The 17088-nt window shown below is 54.5% G+C and carries 17 protein-coding genes; 2 read left to right on the forward strand and 15 right to left on the reverse strand.

Annotation, left to right across the window (positions count from 1 at the left end):
- The first annotated feature begins 10 nt into the window (after window positions 1-10).
- The gene (locus tag DS878_RS06785; protein WP_113815203.1) at window positions 11-1363 is read left to right on the forward strand and encodes a flagellar hook-length control protein FliK; all 1353 of its coding nucleotides are present in this window, start codon (window positions 11-13) and stop codon (window positions 1361-1363) included.
- On the forward strand, window positions 1360-1713 hold the full coding sequence (locus DS878_RS06790; protein ID WP_113815204.1) for an EscU/YscU/HrcU family type III secretion system export apparatus switch protein: 354 nt from the start codon (window positions 1360-1362) through the stop codon (window positions 1711-1713). The genes DS878_RS06785 and DS878_RS06790 overlap by 4 nt, the downstream gene beginning before the upstream one ends.
- Here DS878_RS06790 and DS878_RS06795 read toward each other — a convergent pair.
- The 15 genes from DS878_RS06795 to flhF all read right to left on the reverse strand — a co-directional run bounded on the left by DS878_RS06795 (window position 1699) and on the right by flhF (window position 17030).
- A complete protein-coding gene (locus tag DS878_RS06795; RefSeq protein ID WP_113815205.1) occupies window positions 1699-2802 on the reverse strand; it encodes an ATP-binding protein in 1104 nt (367 codons plus the stop codon). The genes DS878_RS06790 and DS878_RS06795 overlap by 15 nt on opposite strands.
- Window positions 2799-5081 carry an ATPase, T2SS/T4P/T4SS family gene (locus DS878_RS06800; RefSeq protein WP_113815206.1) on the reverse strand — a complete coding sequence of 761 codons (2283 nt, stop codon included), beginning with the start codon at window positions 5079-5081 and terminating at the stop codon, window positions 2799-2801. Before DS878_RS06800 ends, DS878_RS06795 begins: the two co-directional genes overlap by 4 nt.
- Before the next feature lie 25 nt (window positions 5082-5106).
- Window positions 5107-5499, reverse strand: coding sequence for a DUF2802 domain-containing protein (locus DS878_RS06805; protein ID WP_113815207.1), 393 nt, complete (start codon window positions 5497-5499; stop codon window positions 5107-5109).
- A 68-nt stretch (window positions 5500-5567) separates the two neighbouring features.
- Window positions 5568-6056, reverse strand: a complete 489-nt coding sequence (locus DS878_RS06810) for a chemotaxis protein CheW (RefSeq protein ID WP_113815208.1) — start codon at window positions 6054-6056, stop codon at window positions 5568-5570.
- A gap of 133 nt (window positions 6057-6189) precedes the next feature.
- Window positions 6190-6918: a chemotaxis protein CheW gene (locus DS878_RS06815; protein ID WP_113815209.1), complete on the reverse strand. Its 729-nt coding sequence runs from the start codon at window positions 6916-6918 to the stop codon at window positions 6190-6192.
- A complete protein-coding gene (locus tag DS878_RS06820; RefSeq protein ID WP_113815210.1) occupies window positions 6911-7708 on the reverse strand; it encodes a ParA family protein in 798 nt (265 codons plus the stop codon). The genes DS878_RS06815 and DS878_RS06820 overlap by 8 nt, the downstream gene beginning before the upstream one ends.
- Window positions 7709-7805: 97 nt before the next feature.
- Window positions 7806-8588: a flagellar motor protein MotD gene (gene motD, locus DS878_RS06825; RefSeq protein ID WP_113815211.1), complete on the reverse strand. Its 783-nt coding sequence runs from the start codon at window positions 8586-8588 to the stop codon at window positions 7806-7808.
- Window positions 8589-8606: 18 nt separating this feature from the next.
- Entirely contained in the window at window positions 8607-9347 is a 741-nt protein-coding gene (locus DS878_RS06830) for a flagellar motor protein (RefSeq protein WP_113815212.1), read from the reverse strand.
- Window positions 9347-10516, reverse strand: a complete 1170-nt coding sequence (locus DS878_RS06835; RefSeq protein ID WP_113815213.1) for a chemotaxis response regulator protein-glutamate methylesterase — start codon at window positions 10514-10516, stop codon at window positions 9347-9349. The genes DS878_RS06830 and DS878_RS06835 overlap by 1 nt, the downstream gene beginning before the upstream one ends.
- A 38-nt stretch (window positions 10517-10554) precedes the next feature.
- Window positions 10555-12684 carry a chemotaxis protein CheA gene (locus DS878_RS06840; RefSeq protein ID WP_113815214.1) on the reverse strand — a complete coding sequence of 710 codons (2130 nt, stop codon included), beginning with the start codon at window positions 12682-12684 and terminating at the stop codon, window positions 10555-10557.
- 17 nt (window positions 12685-12701) lie between these two features.
- Window positions 12702-13487, reverse strand: coding sequence for a protein phosphatase CheZ (locus DS878_RS06845; RefSeq protein ID WP_113815452.1), 786 nt, complete (start codon window positions 13485-13487; stop codon window positions 12702-12704).
- 20 nt (window positions 13488-13507) lie between these two features.
- Window positions 13508-13891 carry a chemotaxis response regulator CheY gene (cheY, locus tag DS878_RS06850; RefSeq protein WP_072796801.1) on the reverse strand — a complete coding sequence of 128 codons (384 nt, stop codon included), beginning with the start codon at window positions 13889-13891 and terminating at the stop codon, window positions 13508-13510.
- Between the two features lie 161 nt (window positions 13892-14052).
- Window positions 14053-14796: an RNA polymerase sigma factor FliA gene (locus DS878_RS06855; RefSeq protein ID WP_113815215.1), complete on the reverse strand. Its 744-nt coding sequence runs from the start codon at window positions 14794-14796 to the stop codon at window positions 14053-14055.
- 29 nt (window positions 14797-14825) lie between these two features.
- A complete protein-coding gene (locus DS878_RS06860; RefSeq protein WP_113815216.1) occupies window positions 14826-15638 on the reverse strand; it encodes a MinD/ParA family protein in 813 nt (270 codons plus the stop codon).
- Window positions 15639-15710: 72 nt separating this feature from the next.
- Window positions 15711-17030, reverse strand: a complete 1320-nt coding sequence (gene flhF / locus DS878_RS06865; protein ID WP_113815217.1) for a flagellar biosynthesis protein FlhF — start codon at window positions 17028-17030, stop codon at window positions 15711-15713.
- Window positions 17031-17088: the final 58 nt, after the last annotated feature.

Raw genomic sequence — 17088 nt, forward strand, 5'->3', positions numbered from 1 at the left:
GTCAGCAGCGATGAAACTATCCAGCGATCAACAGCTTCCCACATCTCCGGCACCGGTAACGTCGAAGCCGGCACAAACGAACGATGCTGGTCAGTCCGGGCGTGAAACCACAGCCTTGTCAGCCCGGCAGCAACTGGACCAGCTTCAGCTTGCAAACCGGGAGTCCGTAATGGCGCGGGTGTCGGAAATCATCAACCGCCAGGGCAATGCCGAAATTCTGCTGGATGTAAGGGGCAAGCCGCTCCAGGTAAGCACAGCTATTGGCGCAACAGAACTTGCACCTGGCGACTGGGTAAAAGTGATGCGCGCGGGCAACGATCTGCAACTGTTGGGAAAACTGGCCTCGACGCCAGAAGCCGCCATGACCAGAGCCCTGGCCCAGCGTATGCCCTGGCAGCAGAGCCTGGACAGCGGCCTGGCAAAACTGATGACGGCGCTGAACCAGGGCGTAATTCCCGAACTGTCACCTGGCCAGTTACCTGCAGCCCGCAGCCCGCAGCCCTTGCCTGAGGCTGCGAAGCAGGCTCTTGAAACACTGCTTGGCCGACTGCCTGCAAGCAACACGCTGACGCCCGGATCAGGCTCGCAGAGCAATACGGTACAGCAAATCCGGCAATGGATAGCGGAAAGCGGGCTGTTTGCAGAATCCCGTCTGGCCCAGACGCCATCCGCGGCGCTCCCTGATCTCAAACTGGCGATCGGTCGCATGATCACAGGCCTGCTGGCCGAGCAAAGCGGCGATGCAGTCAGCGCGTTTAATCGCCTTACTCCACTGGCTACCCCTGAACTGGTTAAAGCGCCCCTGCAATTTCCTCAGTCAGTGGCATTATCACCGCCAGCTACCGGTTCTGAGCCCACGTCGGTGGGTCAGACGCTGCGGATGTTAGCGGGCATGCTCAACCGGATTACGGTGAATCAGCTGCATAGCCAGATACTGAGTGCCCGGGGTGGAGGTGAAGCTGCTGCCGCCACATCAACCATGCTTCTTGATCTGCCTTGGGTAACGCCCCAGAACGAACCGAGAATGGCCCAGTTACGACTGGAACAACACAAGAATGAGAGTTCATCGAAAGGCGATAGCGGCAAACGGACGGCCATCAGTGAATGGCGGCTGAACCTTTCAGTTGACCTGGAACAGGCCGGCGTAGTGAATTTTGAGGTTTCCCTGCGCCAGCAGGAAGTAAGTGCCCGGGTGTGGGCAGAAAAACAGGACACCTTGAAACAGGTCAACCAAGAGCTTCCGCTTCTCAGGCGCAGCCTGACCGAGCTGGGACTGGATGTTACCGACCTTGAATGTCGCAGGGGCAGCCCCTCATATCCGACAACAAAGCTGGAGCACAGATTGGTGGATACCCGGGCATGAACAAACAAAATGAACGTTTTTCTCAAGACTCCAACCCGGGTTCCAGCGCCGCTGTCGCCCTGAAATACGATGGTGAGAAAGCCCCCACCATAACGGCCACGGGTACTTACGAACTGGCAGATGAGATCATAAGGATAGCAAGAGAGCACAATGTGCCCCTGTATGAGAATGCAGAACTGGCAGGCATTCTTGCGCGGTTGTCCCTGAACGACGAAATTCCCGAAAACCTCTATCGGGTTATTGCAGAAATTCTTGCGTTTGCCTTCCATATCCAGGGCCGCACGCCAGAAGACGCCGGCCAGGATACTTCTGCTTCCTTTTCCTCTCAGCCACCGTCAGTGGATGAGTGAGCGCAGCGCCCACGCCTGGGCCCAGGCACTCCCCGTCCGGGGAGCGATGGCGGTTTCAAAGTAGTGTTTGAGTCGCCGGCGATCGTCCGGATGATCCTTGAGCGCCGAACCAACGATGTGGTGCATCAACTGTTCCATGGTCATGCTGCCGCCACCGTAATACCAGGCGTTAAGGCTCGCAGCATGGGCAACCGATACAGCTTCCGCAGTAGAAAGTGCAGCGCCAGCCAGACGGTCGGTACTTCGGCCATCCACTGTCTGGCCATTTCGCAGCTCGTGAAACATGGTTACCAGAACCTCGATGACTGCCTCATCCAGATCCACACGGATGCCTGCGCGCGTGTTGGCCTTGTTCACCTCGCGCAAAACCACACCAATTTCATCCGGTAGATTCCTGATCGGACGAATTTCCTCAAAGTCCATGCGGCGCTTCAGAGCCGCACTCATCTCGTGAACACCTGCATCCACGCTGTTCGACGTAGCTATGAGGTTAAAACCTTCCCGGGCCAGAATAACGCCGTCATCGCCGGGGATTTCCGGGACCACAACCACCCTGTCGGAGAGTACTGACAGGACCGCATCCTGTAATGCCTGTGGACAACGGGCAATTTCTTCAAACCGCACCAGACGCCCTTCCATCATGCCTCGCATAAGCGGGCTGGGCACCAGCGCTTCGATACAGGGGCCTTTGGCAGCAAGAATCGCCTCATTCCAGCCGTAGAGCAACTGGTTCGCCTGGGTAATAGCCCCACCCTGCAAGGCAAGTGTAGAGTTCCCGGATATGGCCGCGGTAAGCAATTCAGAAAGCCAGGACTTGGCAGTACCTGGCTCACCAACGAGCAAACAGCCCCGGTTCGTACACAAAGAAATAATAATGCGGATGACCATGGCCCGATCTGCAACAAATTTGCGTTCAATCCCCAGTTTGTCATCCCCCATGACAAACTTTTCAACCGCTCGAGGTGACATGCGCCAGCCCGGAGGCACAGGCCCGAGATCCATTGCAGCAAGTTTGTCCAGCTCACCACTGAAGACGACCTCGGCCGGCTCTCTTTGTGCAGCCTTTTCGTACCGGTTCCCTGTACTCATAATGAACTCCTGCGGCCACCGCGAATTTCCGGAGCCATACGTTCCCGAGGCAGGATACGCGGCAATTCCGACATGGGAATAACACCCTCAATAACGTGGTCCAGCGCGCTATCGCGCATGGTGATGAGGCCCGAATCCAGCGCCCGCCAACGTAGCTCGCCAACAGGCGGCTGGCTCGAAATCGCATTGCGGATGTCGGAGTCAACCTCCATGTATTCCACAATGGCTACCCGGCCCTGAGTCCCGCGACCGTTGCACTTATCGCACCCTGCACCTTCAAAACAACGAAAATCATCCGGAGCCCCGTTGGGGAATATTTCCTCAAGAATGACGGGGTCCGGTGTTGCGGGTTGGCGGCAATGTTTGCAGATTCTCTTGGCAAGCCGCTGGGCAATCACTGCAAGAAGTTCACCGGCGATAGAGTTCGGATGAACACCCAGATCGTACAATCTCTGTAAGGAATCCACCGCATCGTTACAGTGCAGTGTCGACAGTACAACGTGCCCTGTCTGGGATGCACGGACAGCTTCCTGGGCGGTTTCATGGTCGCGGATTTCACCCACCAGAATCACATCCGGGTCCTCACGCACGAAAGCGCGCATGGCATCCGCGAAGTTAAAACCTATATCGCTCCGGACACGGGTTTGCTGAATATTATCGATGGAGTACTCGATAGGATCCTCCACCGTAATTACCTTCCTGCGACCATCATCTGCGAGGGTTTGCAGGCCTGCGTAGAGTGTTGTTGACTTGCCGGAACCGGTTGGTCCCACAACCAGAACCAGGCCCGCCGGGTTATCAAGCAGTCGCTCGTAATGGGAGCCAATCATGGGTGACATACCCAGTTCAGCAATAGTCATGGCCCGACCCGTCTGCGGTAAAAGCCGGATAACCGCATGTTCACCGTGAAGTGATGGCTGAGTCTGTATTCTCAAGTCGTAGGACATATCCCCCAGTTGCAGACGAGAGCGTCCGCCCTGAGGCAGACGACGCTCGGCAATATTAAGCTCCGCCCGCAACTTGATAATGTTGATAACGCCCTTGATTTCCCGGGGCGTAAGTTGATACTGCCCCAGATCATGGAGATCTCCATCTACCCGCAAACGGATTCTTACCCGCTCACCATACTGTTCAATGTGTATATCGCTGGCTTTCTCACTGACGGCATCCAGCAGTATCGCTTCATACACTGATACCAGATAAGGACTTACATGATTGCTGCCTGTTTCGGCGCCAAGAGGTTTGTCGCGCTGAATACCAGCCCTTGCACCGGCGGGCGATTGCACAACATGGTCTGCAGCAAACCGGTTACCCTTGGCGGATAGGTCCAGTGACGACCAGATTCTCCGGAAGTCTGTCGGTGTAACTAACCAGCATTCCGCAACATGATCAGGGCTCATCCGCTCCAGTTGATCCGTGCGGACGTCCGGGTCATCAGTAACAAACGTGATTTTTTCGGCTCCCTGGGCCACCGGGATAATGCGGGACAAGTCCAGAAACGTGCGCGAAAACCGCCGGAAAAGATCCACCTTCAACGATGGCAAAAGCTCGTCAGCTTCCGCAAAAACCATTCCCCGCTGCTGGGCCAGGGAGCGGTAAAGACCAATTTCCTCAATATTCAGATTACGGCGCAGGACCTCCAGAACACGGCAATTGTCCGTTGCGGCCTGAGCTTTCGCCTTAGCCAGTTCTCCTTCGTCGACCATCCCCAGGTCGATCAGAATCTGTTCTGAGTTCCGGTTGAAATCCACCCACCCCAGGGTACGCACACGCTCAAGCCTATCAGCGCGCTTTACGAACATCGCCATACCCGGCACTGGCCCGGCCTTACCTTCAAGGCAAATCAGGTTACCCCCTTCCCTGAGGCAGCTGGATAAAACATCATGATCTGCCATAAATGTTGTACACAACACCAGATCACAGGGTTGATCGAGTTCAAAACCGCTTTCAGCCGATTGCGCCAGAACATCTACATTGTGCATACCAAGACTGAAAAACCGGGACTTTGCGGCTTCCGCAACCTCCCGGTTCTTTTCTACATAAACAACGCGATGAGCCAGATTGGATAACACAGCAGCAAGATAGCCTGAGCCACCTCCCACATGCATCACAACATCAGCCGGAGTAATTTCCGGCATGATAGACAGTATATGGCCTACAGTTTCCTCGCGGGGAATGGAGTGCCCGGTGATGGAAGGAATCAGATCTGAACCGGTGACAAAATCATGACGGGATACAGCAAGAAGGGCCTCGCGGGCCCTCTGGTAAATCTTATTCATCAATAACGTCCGTATCAGCGTAATTTCAGGCTGCCTGACGCTTCCTCAGCGCTGACACCAGTTCAGCCTCCGGACGGGATATCCCGCACGTGTTCATAAGATCATCTATATCCGCCCCGAGATCAACCAGCCGCGAGGCTTCATCATAGGAAATACGCAAAGGATCGTTTTGGCGCATCTCATCGATGGTTGAGCGCAACTCATGCAATTCACGCTCACAGACTACCAGGCGCTGGCCCACCCCCATACTGCCACTCGCCGTAGCGTGTAACTCGCGGCCGAGAGTATCGCAGCGCTCCTTGAGTGCGGCCTTCATTTGCCGGCTCTGGCGCCCAAGCATGACACCCTGCGCAAAGACCAGAGAGAGCGCCACGGCAGTCAGCGCCCAGGGGATATAGGAAGGAATTTCAGCAAACATGATGGACGTCTCCGGTTTATTGACTACGAAAGGCGCCCATCATCAGATCTGACCGGTACAACTCCGGTTCACAGTCCCGAGATTTCAGCCCATTCGTGGTCTGACAACATTTTGTCGAACTCAACCAATATGATCAGTTCGCCATCTTTGTTACACACACCCTGGATAAATCTGGCACTTTCCTCATTACCCACATTCGGTGCAGTCTCTATTTCACTGGCTTTCAGGTACACAACCTCAGCCACAGAATCCACCAGAATACCCATCACCTGATCGGCAGATTCCATCACTACTACCCGGGTCGCGTCTGTCACATCAGCATCTGCCAACCCGAAACGGCGGCGGGTGTCGATAACCGTCACCACGTTGCCCCGCAGGTTGATGATACCCAGCACATAATCCGGAGCACCTGGCACCGGTGCGATTTCTGTGTATCTCAATACTTCCTGAATCTGCATAACGTTCAGACCGTATGTCTCGTTATCCAGCCGGAAAGTCACATACTGCAGTACCTGATCGTCCTGGACCTGATTTTGCTGTCCGCTCGGGGATGCCATAACCTGTCTCTCCTGTTCGGCCACCCTGCGGGCAACCTGATCGTCAAAAAAACATCATCAGTGCCCAATACTATAATCAAGGGCACAAATCGTGCCAGCACGGCACGGTTTCATTCGGTAACCAGCCTGCTGGTCAACTCAGATCGAGATGCTGCTCTCGCTCTGCACGCACCAGCAAGTTGGCCATGGTGCGTACATCCACAAGAGCACACATCTGTTCAATAACGGTTCCAGCCAGCCAGGGCCGCTTACTACGAGCCGTACGCCAGCGTACGTTGTCCGGGCTGAGGGTGAACGACTGGGCTACATCATCACAGGCCAGCCCCCACTCGCTGTCATCCAACCGTATTACAAACCGATAGTTGTCCCGGGCGTTGGCCGGCACCCGTCCAGCCATAATCCACTCTGCCGTATCCACTACTCGCAAATTCTGATGAAGGCCCGGCTGAATCCCCATGTACCAGCGGGGACTGCCAGGAATGGCCCGGATCTCGTCTTCAATCTGATGAATAGCGCCCAACAAAACAAGCGGAACCGCCAACTGCAGACCGGCCACGGTAAAAATCAGACATTCAAACGGACGCTCTGACCACTCCGGGCGTAATACGGGCGCATCAGAGGCTGGCCCGGGTATGGGCTCCTGCGTTGAAGCAGCAGTAGTAGTAACAACCTCTTTTACGCGCTCAGCGCACCTGGGCTTTATCTCTCTCGGCCTCGGCTCTGGCTCTGGCTCTGGCTCTGGCTCTGGCTCGCAAATTTCCTCAAGTCGAGCTGTATCCGTTGCTGTATGCAATAACTCATCAAGATAACTGGCAATCGCGCTGGCCGGACCTTCCAGCCTTGTCAATTTTTCGTCAGCCATGCTGACTTTCCTTCAGCGTGCCCGTTCGTGCCAGTAACTCGTCCAGCAAATGCCTGTATGCACGGACACCATGAGTTTGCGCATCCAGTTTCGATGGTACAACGCCCGACTGACTGGCATCGCGGAACTTTGTATCAACGGGTACCGCAAATTTCCACAAACTGTCCTGATAGGTCTTTCGCAAAAGATTCAGGCTCTTTACCGAAGCCTGAGTGCGACGATCAAACATTGTGGGCACGATGGTATAGGGCAACTGGTTTTTCTGGGAGCGCATGATCATCTGCAAAGTGTGCAGCATTCGCTCCAGGCCTTTAATAGCCAGAAACTCTGTTTGTACGGGGATAACGAGGTGTTGTGCAGCCGCCAATGCATTGACCATCAGCACGCCCAGTGACGGTGTATTATCAAGAATAACGTAGTCGAAATCGTCCCATAGCTGAGCAAGAGCCCGGGAAACGATAAGCCCCATGCCCTCAACACCAACCATACGACGTTCCAGCGTGGCCAGTGCGGTACTCGCTGGCAGCAGGGCCAGCCCGGGACAATTGGTTTCCGTAATAAGCTGTGCGGGAAGACCTTCCGGCACCTTGCCCTGATGTTGAAACAGGTCAAAAACACTGTGGGCAAGCGTGTCTGGATCGTATCCGAACCAGCTGGTCAGCGAACCATGGGGATCAAGATCAACCACCAGAACACGCTTGCCGCGCTCTGCCAGCAAACCACCCAAAGCGACCACTGAGGTAGTTTTACCCACACCACCTTTCTGATTGGCTACTGCCCAGATTCGCACGTTGTCTCCCCGGAAAATACGTTATTGCAAGCAACTGAAACCCGCTGTAATCCATTATATCGGCCGGCGGTCCGACAACTTGAACGGAAACGGAGCTCTAGCGCATGACACCCCGGATACTGGCATCTCGGGAAATAAGAAGCACCACACGGCGGTTACGCCGGCGCCCCTCCTCCGTATCGTTGCGGGCTAAAGGCTGGTGTTGTCCGTACCCGACCGCTGCCAGCCGTTCAGGCTCGATACCCTCCATATCTAACATGCGCACAACTGCAGCAGCCCGTGCTGCTGACAACTCCCAGTTCGAAGGAAAGCGAGACGTGCGAATAGGCTGGTTGTCGGTGAAACCTTCAACCTTGATAGCGTTATCCCGGTTACGGAGAACACCCGAGATTTTTTCAATCACACCAAAGGCATCGTAATGCGGCTCAGCATCACCACTACCAAATAACAAACTGTCTGGTAAGTTAAGGGCCAGCCAGCGTTCGTTGGTTTCCAGAGTAACGACTCCGCGACTGATCAGGTCACCAAACTCTATCTCGAGCTGGTTTGCCATGTTCTGCAGGTCTTCAGTGCGTTCTCGGGCATCCTGCTCCGGGTTCCTCGGCGCTTCCGTTACCACAGGGGGAATAACATTTTCCGAGATACCCACCGCAGGGGGGCGGGGCTGATCGCCCAGTTCAATGGGCTGAAAGGATCGCTGAGGGGCGTTGAAGACCCCGGTGAGTGTTTCTGAGAGCACCTTGTATTTGCCCTCATTTACTGACGACACCGAGTACATCACCACAAAAAAAGCAAATAACAGCGTTATGAAATCCGCGTAGGAAATCAGCCAACGTTCTTTATTGTGCAAATCATCCTGTGGTTGCCTGCGACGGCGCATAATAGAAACCGGGTACGCTTACTGCAGGAAGCCCCGCAGACGCAATTCAATGGATTTCGGGTTCTCACCCTCCGCGATGGCGATAATGCCATCGATCATCATTTCTTCGTATCTTGAGCGTTCCTTGACCAGGCCCCGCAACTTGTTGGCAACCGGGAAGAACAGCAGGTTCGCCAGTGCTACGCCGTAGATGGTTGCCACAAAGGCCGTGGCAATACCGCTGCCGAGGGATTGGGGATCCTCAAGGTTGGTCATCACCTGGATCAGTCCCATTACTGCACCAATGATTCCAATCGTCGGTGAGTATCCGCCCATGGCTTCAAAAACTTTGGAAGCTTCCATGTCACGTTGTTCCCGACAGTCCAGGTCAATTTCCATGATGCTTCGGATAGTTTCTGTTTCAGCCCCGTCCACCAGGAGTTGCAACCCCTTGCGGGCAAAATCTTCCGGCTCTTTCTCGGCCAGCCCCTCAAGGCCCAGAAGTCCCTGCTTGCGTGCTTTGACGCTCCAGTCAATCACTTTGCCAATACCATCTTCGATACTGATAAAGGGTGGAACAAACACCCACCGGGCCTGGGCCACAGCTCGTTTCAGGGTCGGCCAGGAGGTCTGGAGAATGGTAGCGGCCAGAGTTCCACCAATAACAATAACGGCCGCAGGGCCATTGAAGAGCGAACTGAGAGCACCCCCTTCCAGCAAGTTGCCACCCAGGATGGCAACAAATGCCAGAACGACACCAAGCAGGCTGAGAATATCCATCAGCAGACGCCCTCGATCAACCGTGGAGCTACGTCGTCAAGAGCCAGAACTTCATCACTCAGGCCGGCTTTGGCTACAGCCATGGGCATGCCATAAATAACCGATGATTTTTCATCCTGAGACCAGATCTGCGAGCCGCTCTGTTTCATCATGCGGCAACCTTCTCTGCCGTCCGCCCCCATTCCTGTAAGAATAACGCCAAGGGTTTTTCCCGGGAACGCACGGGCCAGAGAACCAAAGGTGACATCTACACAGGGCCGGTAATTCAATCGCTCGTCTCCCGGCAGAATACGTGCCCGGGGCTGCCCTCCCCGGTTTTCAATCATCATCTGCTTGCCACCCGGAGCAAGCAACGCCAATCCGGGGCGAAGAATATCGCCGTCCTCAGCCTGACGGACTTCAATCCTGCAGAGTTTATTGAGCCGCTCGGCAAACGCCGGAGTGAAGCTCGCCGGCATATGTTGAACCAGCACAATTGGCGAAGGGAAGGCCGCCGGCAATGCCGCCAGCACCCGCTGAAGTGCAACCGGCCCACCGGTAGAGGTTCCTATACCAATGACAGAATAATGATGTGCCTGGCCTTTTCTGGAGGGACGAACTGGCGGAGCGGACTGGAAACCCTGATGCCCTGAAACAAGCGGCGGGAGTTCCCGACGCACCGGAGCCGCAGGTTTAGATGCCTCGCCGGGAGCCTGTGTAGCCGGTCTCGCTGCCGGCCTTGGAGATTCCGGTTGTGAACGCACTGAAGCAGGCAAAACACGATTGGCTGGCCGGCTACGGGCTACATCCAGCACACGATCGATCAGTATTTTTTGTAACTGACCGCCATCCCGGGCAATTTCTTCAAAGTTTTTGGGTAGAAAGTCTACCGCGCCGGCTTCAAGTGCATCCAGCGTAACTCTGGCGCCTTCGTATGTCAGGGAAGAAAACATCAACACTGGCACGGGACGCCTCTTCATAATCTCGCGCACAGCTGAAATACCGTCCATAACCGGCATTTCGTAATCCATTGTGATGACATCCGGGCGCAGCGATTCGGCCAGCTCTACGCCCTCACGGCCATTAGACGCGACACCCACCACCCGTATTTGCCCGGATGCCGTCAGTATCTCAGTCAGCCGTTTTCGGAAGAACCCTGAATCATCAACGACCAGGACAGAAACTGGCATCGGTTTCTCCTACAAAACCTTTTGTTCCGAACAGGTACTCAGCTGTAATGCTGCAGCAAACTGGGAACATCAATAATGAGTGCAATACGGCCATCGCCAGTGATAGTCGCTCCAGCCATACCCGGGGTGCCCTGAAGCCCACGACCAAGAGGCTTGATAACCACTTCTTCCTGGCCCACCAGCTGATCAACAACAAAACCAACCTGCCGGGTACCCATGGCTACAATCACAACGTGCCCGTTTTCGGGGTCAGCAGCGCCTGCAGAGCCTTTGACCAACCAGCGTTTTATATGAAACAGAGGGAATACCTTATCGCGCACAACAATGCATTCCCGGCCATCGACTACGTTGGTGCGGTTCAGGTCCAGGTGGAAAATTTCCACCACGTTTACCAAAGGCAGGGCAAATGACTGATCACCAAGCATGATCATCAGCGTTGGCATGATCGCCAGCGTCAGAGGCACCTTGATAATGATGCGTGACCCTTTACCCAGCTCCGAAACAATGCTGAGCTGTCCGTTGAGCTGACCTATCTTGGTCTTGACCACATCCATACCAACGCCCCGGCCAGAAACGTCCGAAATCTGCTCTTTGGTGGAGAAGCCAGCTGCAAAAATCAGGTTAAAGCATTCTGTGTCTGTCAGGCGATCAGCGGCGTCCTGGTCGTACATTCCCTTTTCAACAGCTTTGCGTCGCAGTACTTCAGGGTCCATTCCGGCGCCATCGTCAGCAATGGACAGAAGGATGTGGTCGCCTTCCTGTTCGGCGGACAGGGTGACAGTGCCTTGCCGTGGCTTGCCGACTTTTTCGCGCACATCCGGCGCCTCGATACCGTGATCCACCGAGTTCCGGACCAGGTGAACAAGTGGGTCTGAAAGGGCTTCCACAAGGTTTTTATCGAGGTCTGTATCCTCGCCGTGCATGACCAGGTTCACTTCTTTCTTCATGTTCCGCGCAAGGTCACGAACAACACGAGGGAAACGGCCAAACACTTTCTTGATCGGCTGCATGCGGGTTTGCATAACGGCCGCCTGAAGATCAGTAGTCACGACATCAAGGCTGGAGACTGCCTTGTGCATGTGCTCGTCTTCACTCTCGGAACCCAGTCGCTGCAAGCGGTTACGTACCAGTACCAGCTCACCTACCATATTCATGATATCGTCCAGGCGTTTGGTATCCACTCGAACGGTGGTTTCAGCTACCGGTGCCTGCTCCCTTGCGGGAGGTGTTGGTGCGTCTTTTTTTACCGGAGCTTTCTTGGGCGGCACATGGGTATCTGGCCGGGCATCAGGTTTGTCTTTTCCCGGGCCGGCTTTGTTTGGCTCGGTTTTTTCCTGCGCAGCTCCGGCGGGCTTTTTGTCAGAACTGGTGGCCGTCGGACTGCCACCCTTGCCGTGAAGTTCGTCCAGAAGCTTTTCAAACTCGTCGTCACTGATCAGGCCTTCATTGCCATCCGCTTCCGGACTATTCGTGGCCGGGGAACCTGCATCGGGGATCGCGTTGGCAACAAATTTACCCTTACCGTGAAGTTCATCCAGTAAAGCTTCAAATTCATCATCTGTTATGTCATCGCCACCCTGATTATTCGTGGCAGCCGGCGACCCGGAATCCGGGCCGCTGGCAGCCACGGGAGCAGGCGAATCCGCATGCAAAGCGTCGAGCAGTTGCTCAAACTCATCGTCGGTGATGTCACCGCCGTCAGGAGCTGCGGCTGAGGGCTCCGCTGCGTGCTCCTGTTGGGCGTCCGCCTCCTGATCAGAGCTCTGTGCGCCGACATCCTGAGGCAAAGCCAGAGCATCCAGTGCCGCAATCAGTTCAACAGGTGCGGATGTCAGCTCTTCACGATTGCGCACCTGCTCAAACATGGCGTTAACGTGGTCCAGAGCTTCCAGGACAACGTCCATAAGCTCCGAATCCACCTTGCGCTTGTGGTTGCGCAGAATATCGAAAACGTTCTCTGCGGAGTGGCAGCAGCTAACCAGAGCATCGAGTTGCAGAAAGCCTGCGCCACCCTTGACGGTATGGAACCCGCGGAAGATGGCGTTAAGAAGATCGCTGTCATCAGGGTGTTGCTCAAGATCGACAAGTTGCTCAGACAACTTTTCGAGAATCTCTCCGGCCTCTACAAGAAAATCCTGCAGGATCTCATCATCGGCATCAAACGCCATGGGTTACCCTCATATATTCAGAAACCGAGACTGGACAACAGGTCATCTACGTCGTTTTGTCCCGAAACTACATCTTCACGCTCTTCAGCCTTCATCTGAGGCCCCACTCCCTGCTCAGCAGACACTTCTTCGCTGTCTATCTGATGCACGGTGCCGGTGAGCTGATCAACATGGCTGGCCATGACCACCAGGCTAAGCATTTGCTCTTCCACATCTTTGACCAGCGTCGTTACGCGCTGGATGACCTGTCCGGTCAGATCCTGAAAGTCCTGCGCCAAAAGAATTTCAGAAAGGCTGCTATAGATGGTATCGGCGTCCTTGGTCAGGCTCACAAAAAAGTCATCAATCCGGCTGTACAGTTCGCGAAACTCCGCAGGTTGCATCTCGCGACGGCGCAAGCGTTGCCATTCCTCCCGCAAAGCGGACGCTTCGTCACGCACTGCGGTTGCAACAGGCATACTTTCTTCAACCAGATCCATGGTGCGGTTGGCTGCCTGACCAGTCATCTGAACCACGTAAGCGAGCCGATCCGAGGCGTCTGTCATCATCGACAGAACTTCCTTCTGTTCAGCACTGCGTGGATCTATCTGAAAATTTCGAATTGATTCATGAAGCGTACGGGTCAGTCGGCCAACTTCCCGATACAAACTCTGATCCCGGACCTCGCCTAATTCATTAATCAGAACCATGGCGCGGGCATAATCTCCGCCTTCAATGCTCTGATTGAGTTCCGCCGCTTGGTGCCGGAGCTTTTCAGTTACCTCCGGCTCGAGACCACGGTGGATCTTTTTGTTATCGCTCATACGATCCATCCAATCTCTGCTTACTGGATTCGTTCAAAAATTTTCTCAATTTTTTCCTTGAGAACAGCTGCGGTGAAAGGCTTTACCACATACCCGTTAACACCTGCCTGGGCGGCCGCCACAATCTGGTCACGCTTGGCTTCAGCCGTCACCATCAAAACAGGGAGCGTCTTCAGGTTGTCATCCGCACGCACAGCCTTAAGCAGATCGAAGCCAGACATTCCTGGCATATTCCAGTCTGTGACCAGAAAATCGTACTTACCGCTTTTCAGCATGGGCAAGGCAGTATTGCCATCGTCTGCTTCATCCGTGTTTGTAAAACCCAGATCACGGAGCAGGTTTTTTATAATCCGTCGCATTGTGGAGAAATCATCCACAATGAGAATCTTCATGTTCTTGTCCAAAGGGACCTCCAGTTAATAAGACCCGGAATTCGTTTTGACCTTTTCGCTCAAAGTGTTGCAGGCCGCTGATTTAACCACCTATTGTCTGATCTTTATCACGGTTGTAAAGCACCGGTTACCAAATACTACACTCAAGTACGATCCGGAAACCTTAGACGGGCCTAACTGCCATCTTCGTGACGCCATTCCGAGAGCCTGCCCCGCAACCTTAACGCCGCCTGGCTGTGAATCTGGCTGACTCTGCTTTCACTGACACCCAACACCGCACCGATTTCCTTGAGGTTCAACTCCTCCTGGTAATACAGGCTCAGAACCAGCTTTTCACGCTCGGGCAGCTCCTCAATAGCCGCTGCCAGACTGCTCCGAAACGAATCTGAAGCCAGTCCATCCAGAGGATTATCTGTGGTCTCTGTTTCTTCTATCGGCAGCTCTCCGGATTCATTGAGCTCATCGAGGCTAAAAAGTCTCCCACTGTTCGCATCAGACAGGGTAGCGTGGTATTCAGAAAGCTCCATACCGAGTTCTTCTGCAACTTCAATGTCCTGAGCCTCTCTGCCTGTCCGGTTTTCTACTGCCTTGATCGCCTGGGCAACCCGGCGGGCATTCCGGTGGACCGAACGGGGCACCCAGTCACCTTTGCGGATCTCATCCACCATGGCACCGCGTATGCGTATGCCGGCATAGGTTTCGAAGGTAGCGCCTTTGGTTGAGGTATAGCGTTGGGCAGCTTCCAGCAATCCAATCATGCCGGCCTGCATAAGGTCGTCCAGCTGCACAGAGGCCGGCAGCCGGGCCAGAAGATGAAGAGCAATTTTCTTGACCAGGGGCGCATGCGCCTCAATCAGTTCTGAGGAGGTTTTTACGCCACTCTGGTGATAGATTCCCAGATTTTTCGTCAATGTCATGTATCCGGTATTGTTTGACTGGATCCGTTTCAGACTTCGACGAGCCGCTCCACAAAAAACTCCAGGTGTCCACGGGGAGATGAAGGTAGAGGCCAGCTCTCGACTTTGTCAGCCAGCGCCTTGATCGCGAGCGAAGCTTTAGCCCGGGGATAAGCGTCCAGCACGGCTTTCTGGCGCTGAACCGCTTTCTTCACGGCTTCGTCGTAAGGCACCATACCAACATATTGTAATGCCACATCCAGAAAGCGTTCAGTAACCCGGGTCAGTTTTTCGAACAAATGACGGCCTTCCTGCTCACTGCTTACCTGATTGGCAAGAATCCGAAACCGGTTCGTCGCATAGTCACGATTCATCAGCTTGATAAGGGCATATGCATCGGTGATGGACGTAGGTTCATCGCAAACCACTAACAACAGCTCCTGGGAAGCCCGAAGAAAACTCACAACCGACTCGGAAATTCCAGCTGCCGTGTCCACAATAAGCACGTCGATCTGATCACCCAGTTCGCTGAAGGCATTGATCAGCCCCGCATGTTCCAAACGACTGAGCTGAGTCATACTCTGGGTACCGGAAGATGCCGGAACGATTTTGATACCGCCTGGCCCATCAACCAGCACGTCTTTAAGATCGCACTCACCCGACATCACATCCTGCAGATTACGGTTGGCCGTAATACCAAGCAGCACATCGATGTTGCCCAGACCGAGATCTGCATCAAGCAGAACGACGCGTCTGCCCTTCTGGGCCAAGGCAATCCCCAGATTAACCGACACATTACTCTTACCAACGCCGCCCTTGCCGCCGGAAACTGCGATCACCTGTACCGGATGTGGTTTGCTCATACTATTTGTTATCTCTCGCAACGTTTAGCCGGATAAGTATCACAGCTTTACAAAACTCAGATATTCAGTACTTCATGCCGTTTCACGCGGGCGCTCTGTATCAGATAAAAGCTCTGTCGCGGATTGTTGCTGAAGAGCCTTGAGGCGATCGACAGCCAAACGTACAAGCGGCACAGCTTCTGCGTGATGCAGATCTCCGGGAATCTTTTGCCCGTTTGTGTAGTAAGCCACAGGCAACCCGGTTTCCATTACAAAGCCCAGAGATTCTCCCAGAGTCAAGGCTTCGTCAATTTTCGTCATCACGCAGCCCGTGAGATTTGCCATCTTATAGCAATGCCATACGGATTTCATAATGCGCGGCTGACTGGTTGCGGAAACAACCAGGTGGGTACGCACCTTGTGATGACTGCGAGCCAGCTCTGTCAACTGCTCCTGATAGCCTTTGTCGGAACTGGTCAGCCCTGCGGTATCAATCAGTACCAGATGACGGTCCGAAAGTTCGTCAAGGATATCATCCAGAGTATGGCTTTCATCCACAACCCGAACCGGCACGTTCAGAATGCGACCGAATACAAAGAGCTGTTCATGGGCAGCAACCCGATAACGGTCTGTGGTGACGAGTGCCAAAGAATCAGCCCCATGCCTGAGCACATACCGGGCAGCAAGCTTACCAATTGTTGTGGTCTTTCCTGAGCCTGTAGGGCCGACCAGGGCATAAACACCACCCTCATCCAGCCACTCTTGCGCCGGTGTACGCACGCCCGCCACGAGCATTTTCAAGGCCTGCTTCCAGCCGTCATCCAGCTTACCGCCTTTATGTCGGCGTGAGAGGGAGACTGCCAGGTCCGGGCCCAGCCCGAACTCCTGCAAACGTTCTGCAAGCCGCTGCTGAACTGCGTTCACACCAGACTTTTCCGGCTCACTGCGAGACCCGCTCATCAGATCCCGCAGAGAACTGATCTCGGCACGCATACGGGCCAGCTCATCAGAGTAGTCTGGATTGCTGTTTACGCTTGCGGCAACGGGCTCGTCAAAACCTTTATTCGTTGCTTCATATGACTCAGCAAACGGTGCTTCTGCATAGCCCTGACTGCGCACAGCCCGCTTTTCCCGGACGTCGCGGATACGTGACCGGGAACGGCTCAGCTCATCTTCCAGCTTGCGGTGCTGCTCTGCCTGCATTTCAGCAAGTCGCGCACCGTTTGTAGCCTCACTGGCTTTTTCGCCAAGGCTCTGGCGCGCCATATTTTCGTCATAATCCAGCGCGCAGACAATTTCAACGCCCCCATCCACACGACGGTTAGAAAGGATGACAGCATCTGGCCCCATCTGTTCACCGATCTGCTTCAGCGCTTCAGCCATGCTCTTGGCAAAAAAACGTTTCACTTTCATATTAGTGCATCCTCCACCGGCAACGCTGGTTTGGCGTTATCCGTTCTTTCATCCGCAG

This window comes from Marinobacter sp. F3R11, assembly GCF_003318275.1.
GTDB lineage: Bacteria > Pseudomonadota > Gammaproteobacteria > Pseudomonadales > Oleiphilaceae > Marinobacter.

Excerpts from the sequence above, each read along its gene's own strand:
- DS878_RS06785 (WP_113815203.1), top strand. The coding sequence starts at position 11 with ATGAAACTATCCAGCGATCAACAGCTTCCCACATCTCCGGCACCGGTA.
- DS878_RS06790 (WP_113815204.1), top strand. The coding sequence starts at position 1,360 with ATGAACAAACAAAATGAACGTTTTTCTCAAGACTCCAACCCGGGTTCC.
- DS878_RS06795 (WP_113815205.1), bottom strand. The coding sequence starts at position 2,802 with ATGAGTACAGGGAACCGGTACGAAAAGGCTGCACAAAGAGAGCCGGCC.
- DS878_RS06800 (WP_113815206.1), bottom strand. The coding sequence starts at position 5,081 with ATGAATAAGATTTACCAGAGGGCCCGCGAGGCCCTTCTTGCTGTATCC.
- DS878_RS06805 (WP_113815207.1), bottom strand. The coding sequence starts at position 5,499 with ATGTTTGCTGAAATTCCTTCCTATATCCCCTGGGCGCTGACTGCCGTG.
- DS878_RS06810 (WP_113815208.1), bottom strand. The coding sequence starts at position 6,056 with ATGGCATCCCCGAGCGGACAGCAAAATCAGGTCCAGGACGATCAGGTA.
- DS878_RS06815 (WP_113815209.1), bottom strand. The coding sequence starts at position 6,918 with ATGGCTGACGAAAAATTGACAAGGCTGGAAGGTCCGGCCAGCGCGATT.
- motD (WP_113815211.1), bottom strand. The coding sequence starts at position 8,588 with ATGCGCCGTCGCAGGCAACCACAGGATGATTTGCACAATAAAGAACGT.
- DS878_RS06830 (WP_113815212.1), bottom strand. The coding sequence starts at position 9,347 with ATGGATATTCTCAGCCTGCTTGGTGTCGTTCTGGCATTTGTTGCCATC.
- DS878_RS06835 (WP_113815213.1), bottom strand. The coding sequence starts at position 10,516 with ATGCCAGTTTCTGTCCTGGTCGTTGATGATTCAGGGTTCTTCCGAAAA.
- DS878_RS06840 (WP_113815214.1), bottom strand. The coding sequence starts at position 12,684 with ATGGCGTTTGATGCCGATGATGAGATCCTGCAGGATTTTCTTGTAGAG.
- DS878_RS06845 (WP_113815452.1), bottom strand. The coding sequence starts at position 13,487 with ATGAGCGATAACAAAAAGATCCACCGTGGTCTCGAGCCGGAGGTAACT.
- DS878_RS06855 (WP_113815215.1), bottom strand. The coding sequence starts at position 14,796 with ATGACATTGACGAAAAATCTGGGAATCTATCACCAGAGTGGCGTAAAA.
- DS878_RS06860 (WP_113815216.1), bottom strand. The coding sequence starts at position 15,638 with ATGAGCAAACCACATCCGGTACAGGTGATCGCAGTTTCCGGCGGCAAG.
- flhF (WP_113815217.1), bottom strand. The coding sequence starts at position 17,030 with ATGAAAGTGAAACGTTTTTTTGCCAAGAGCATGGCTGAAGCGCTGAAG.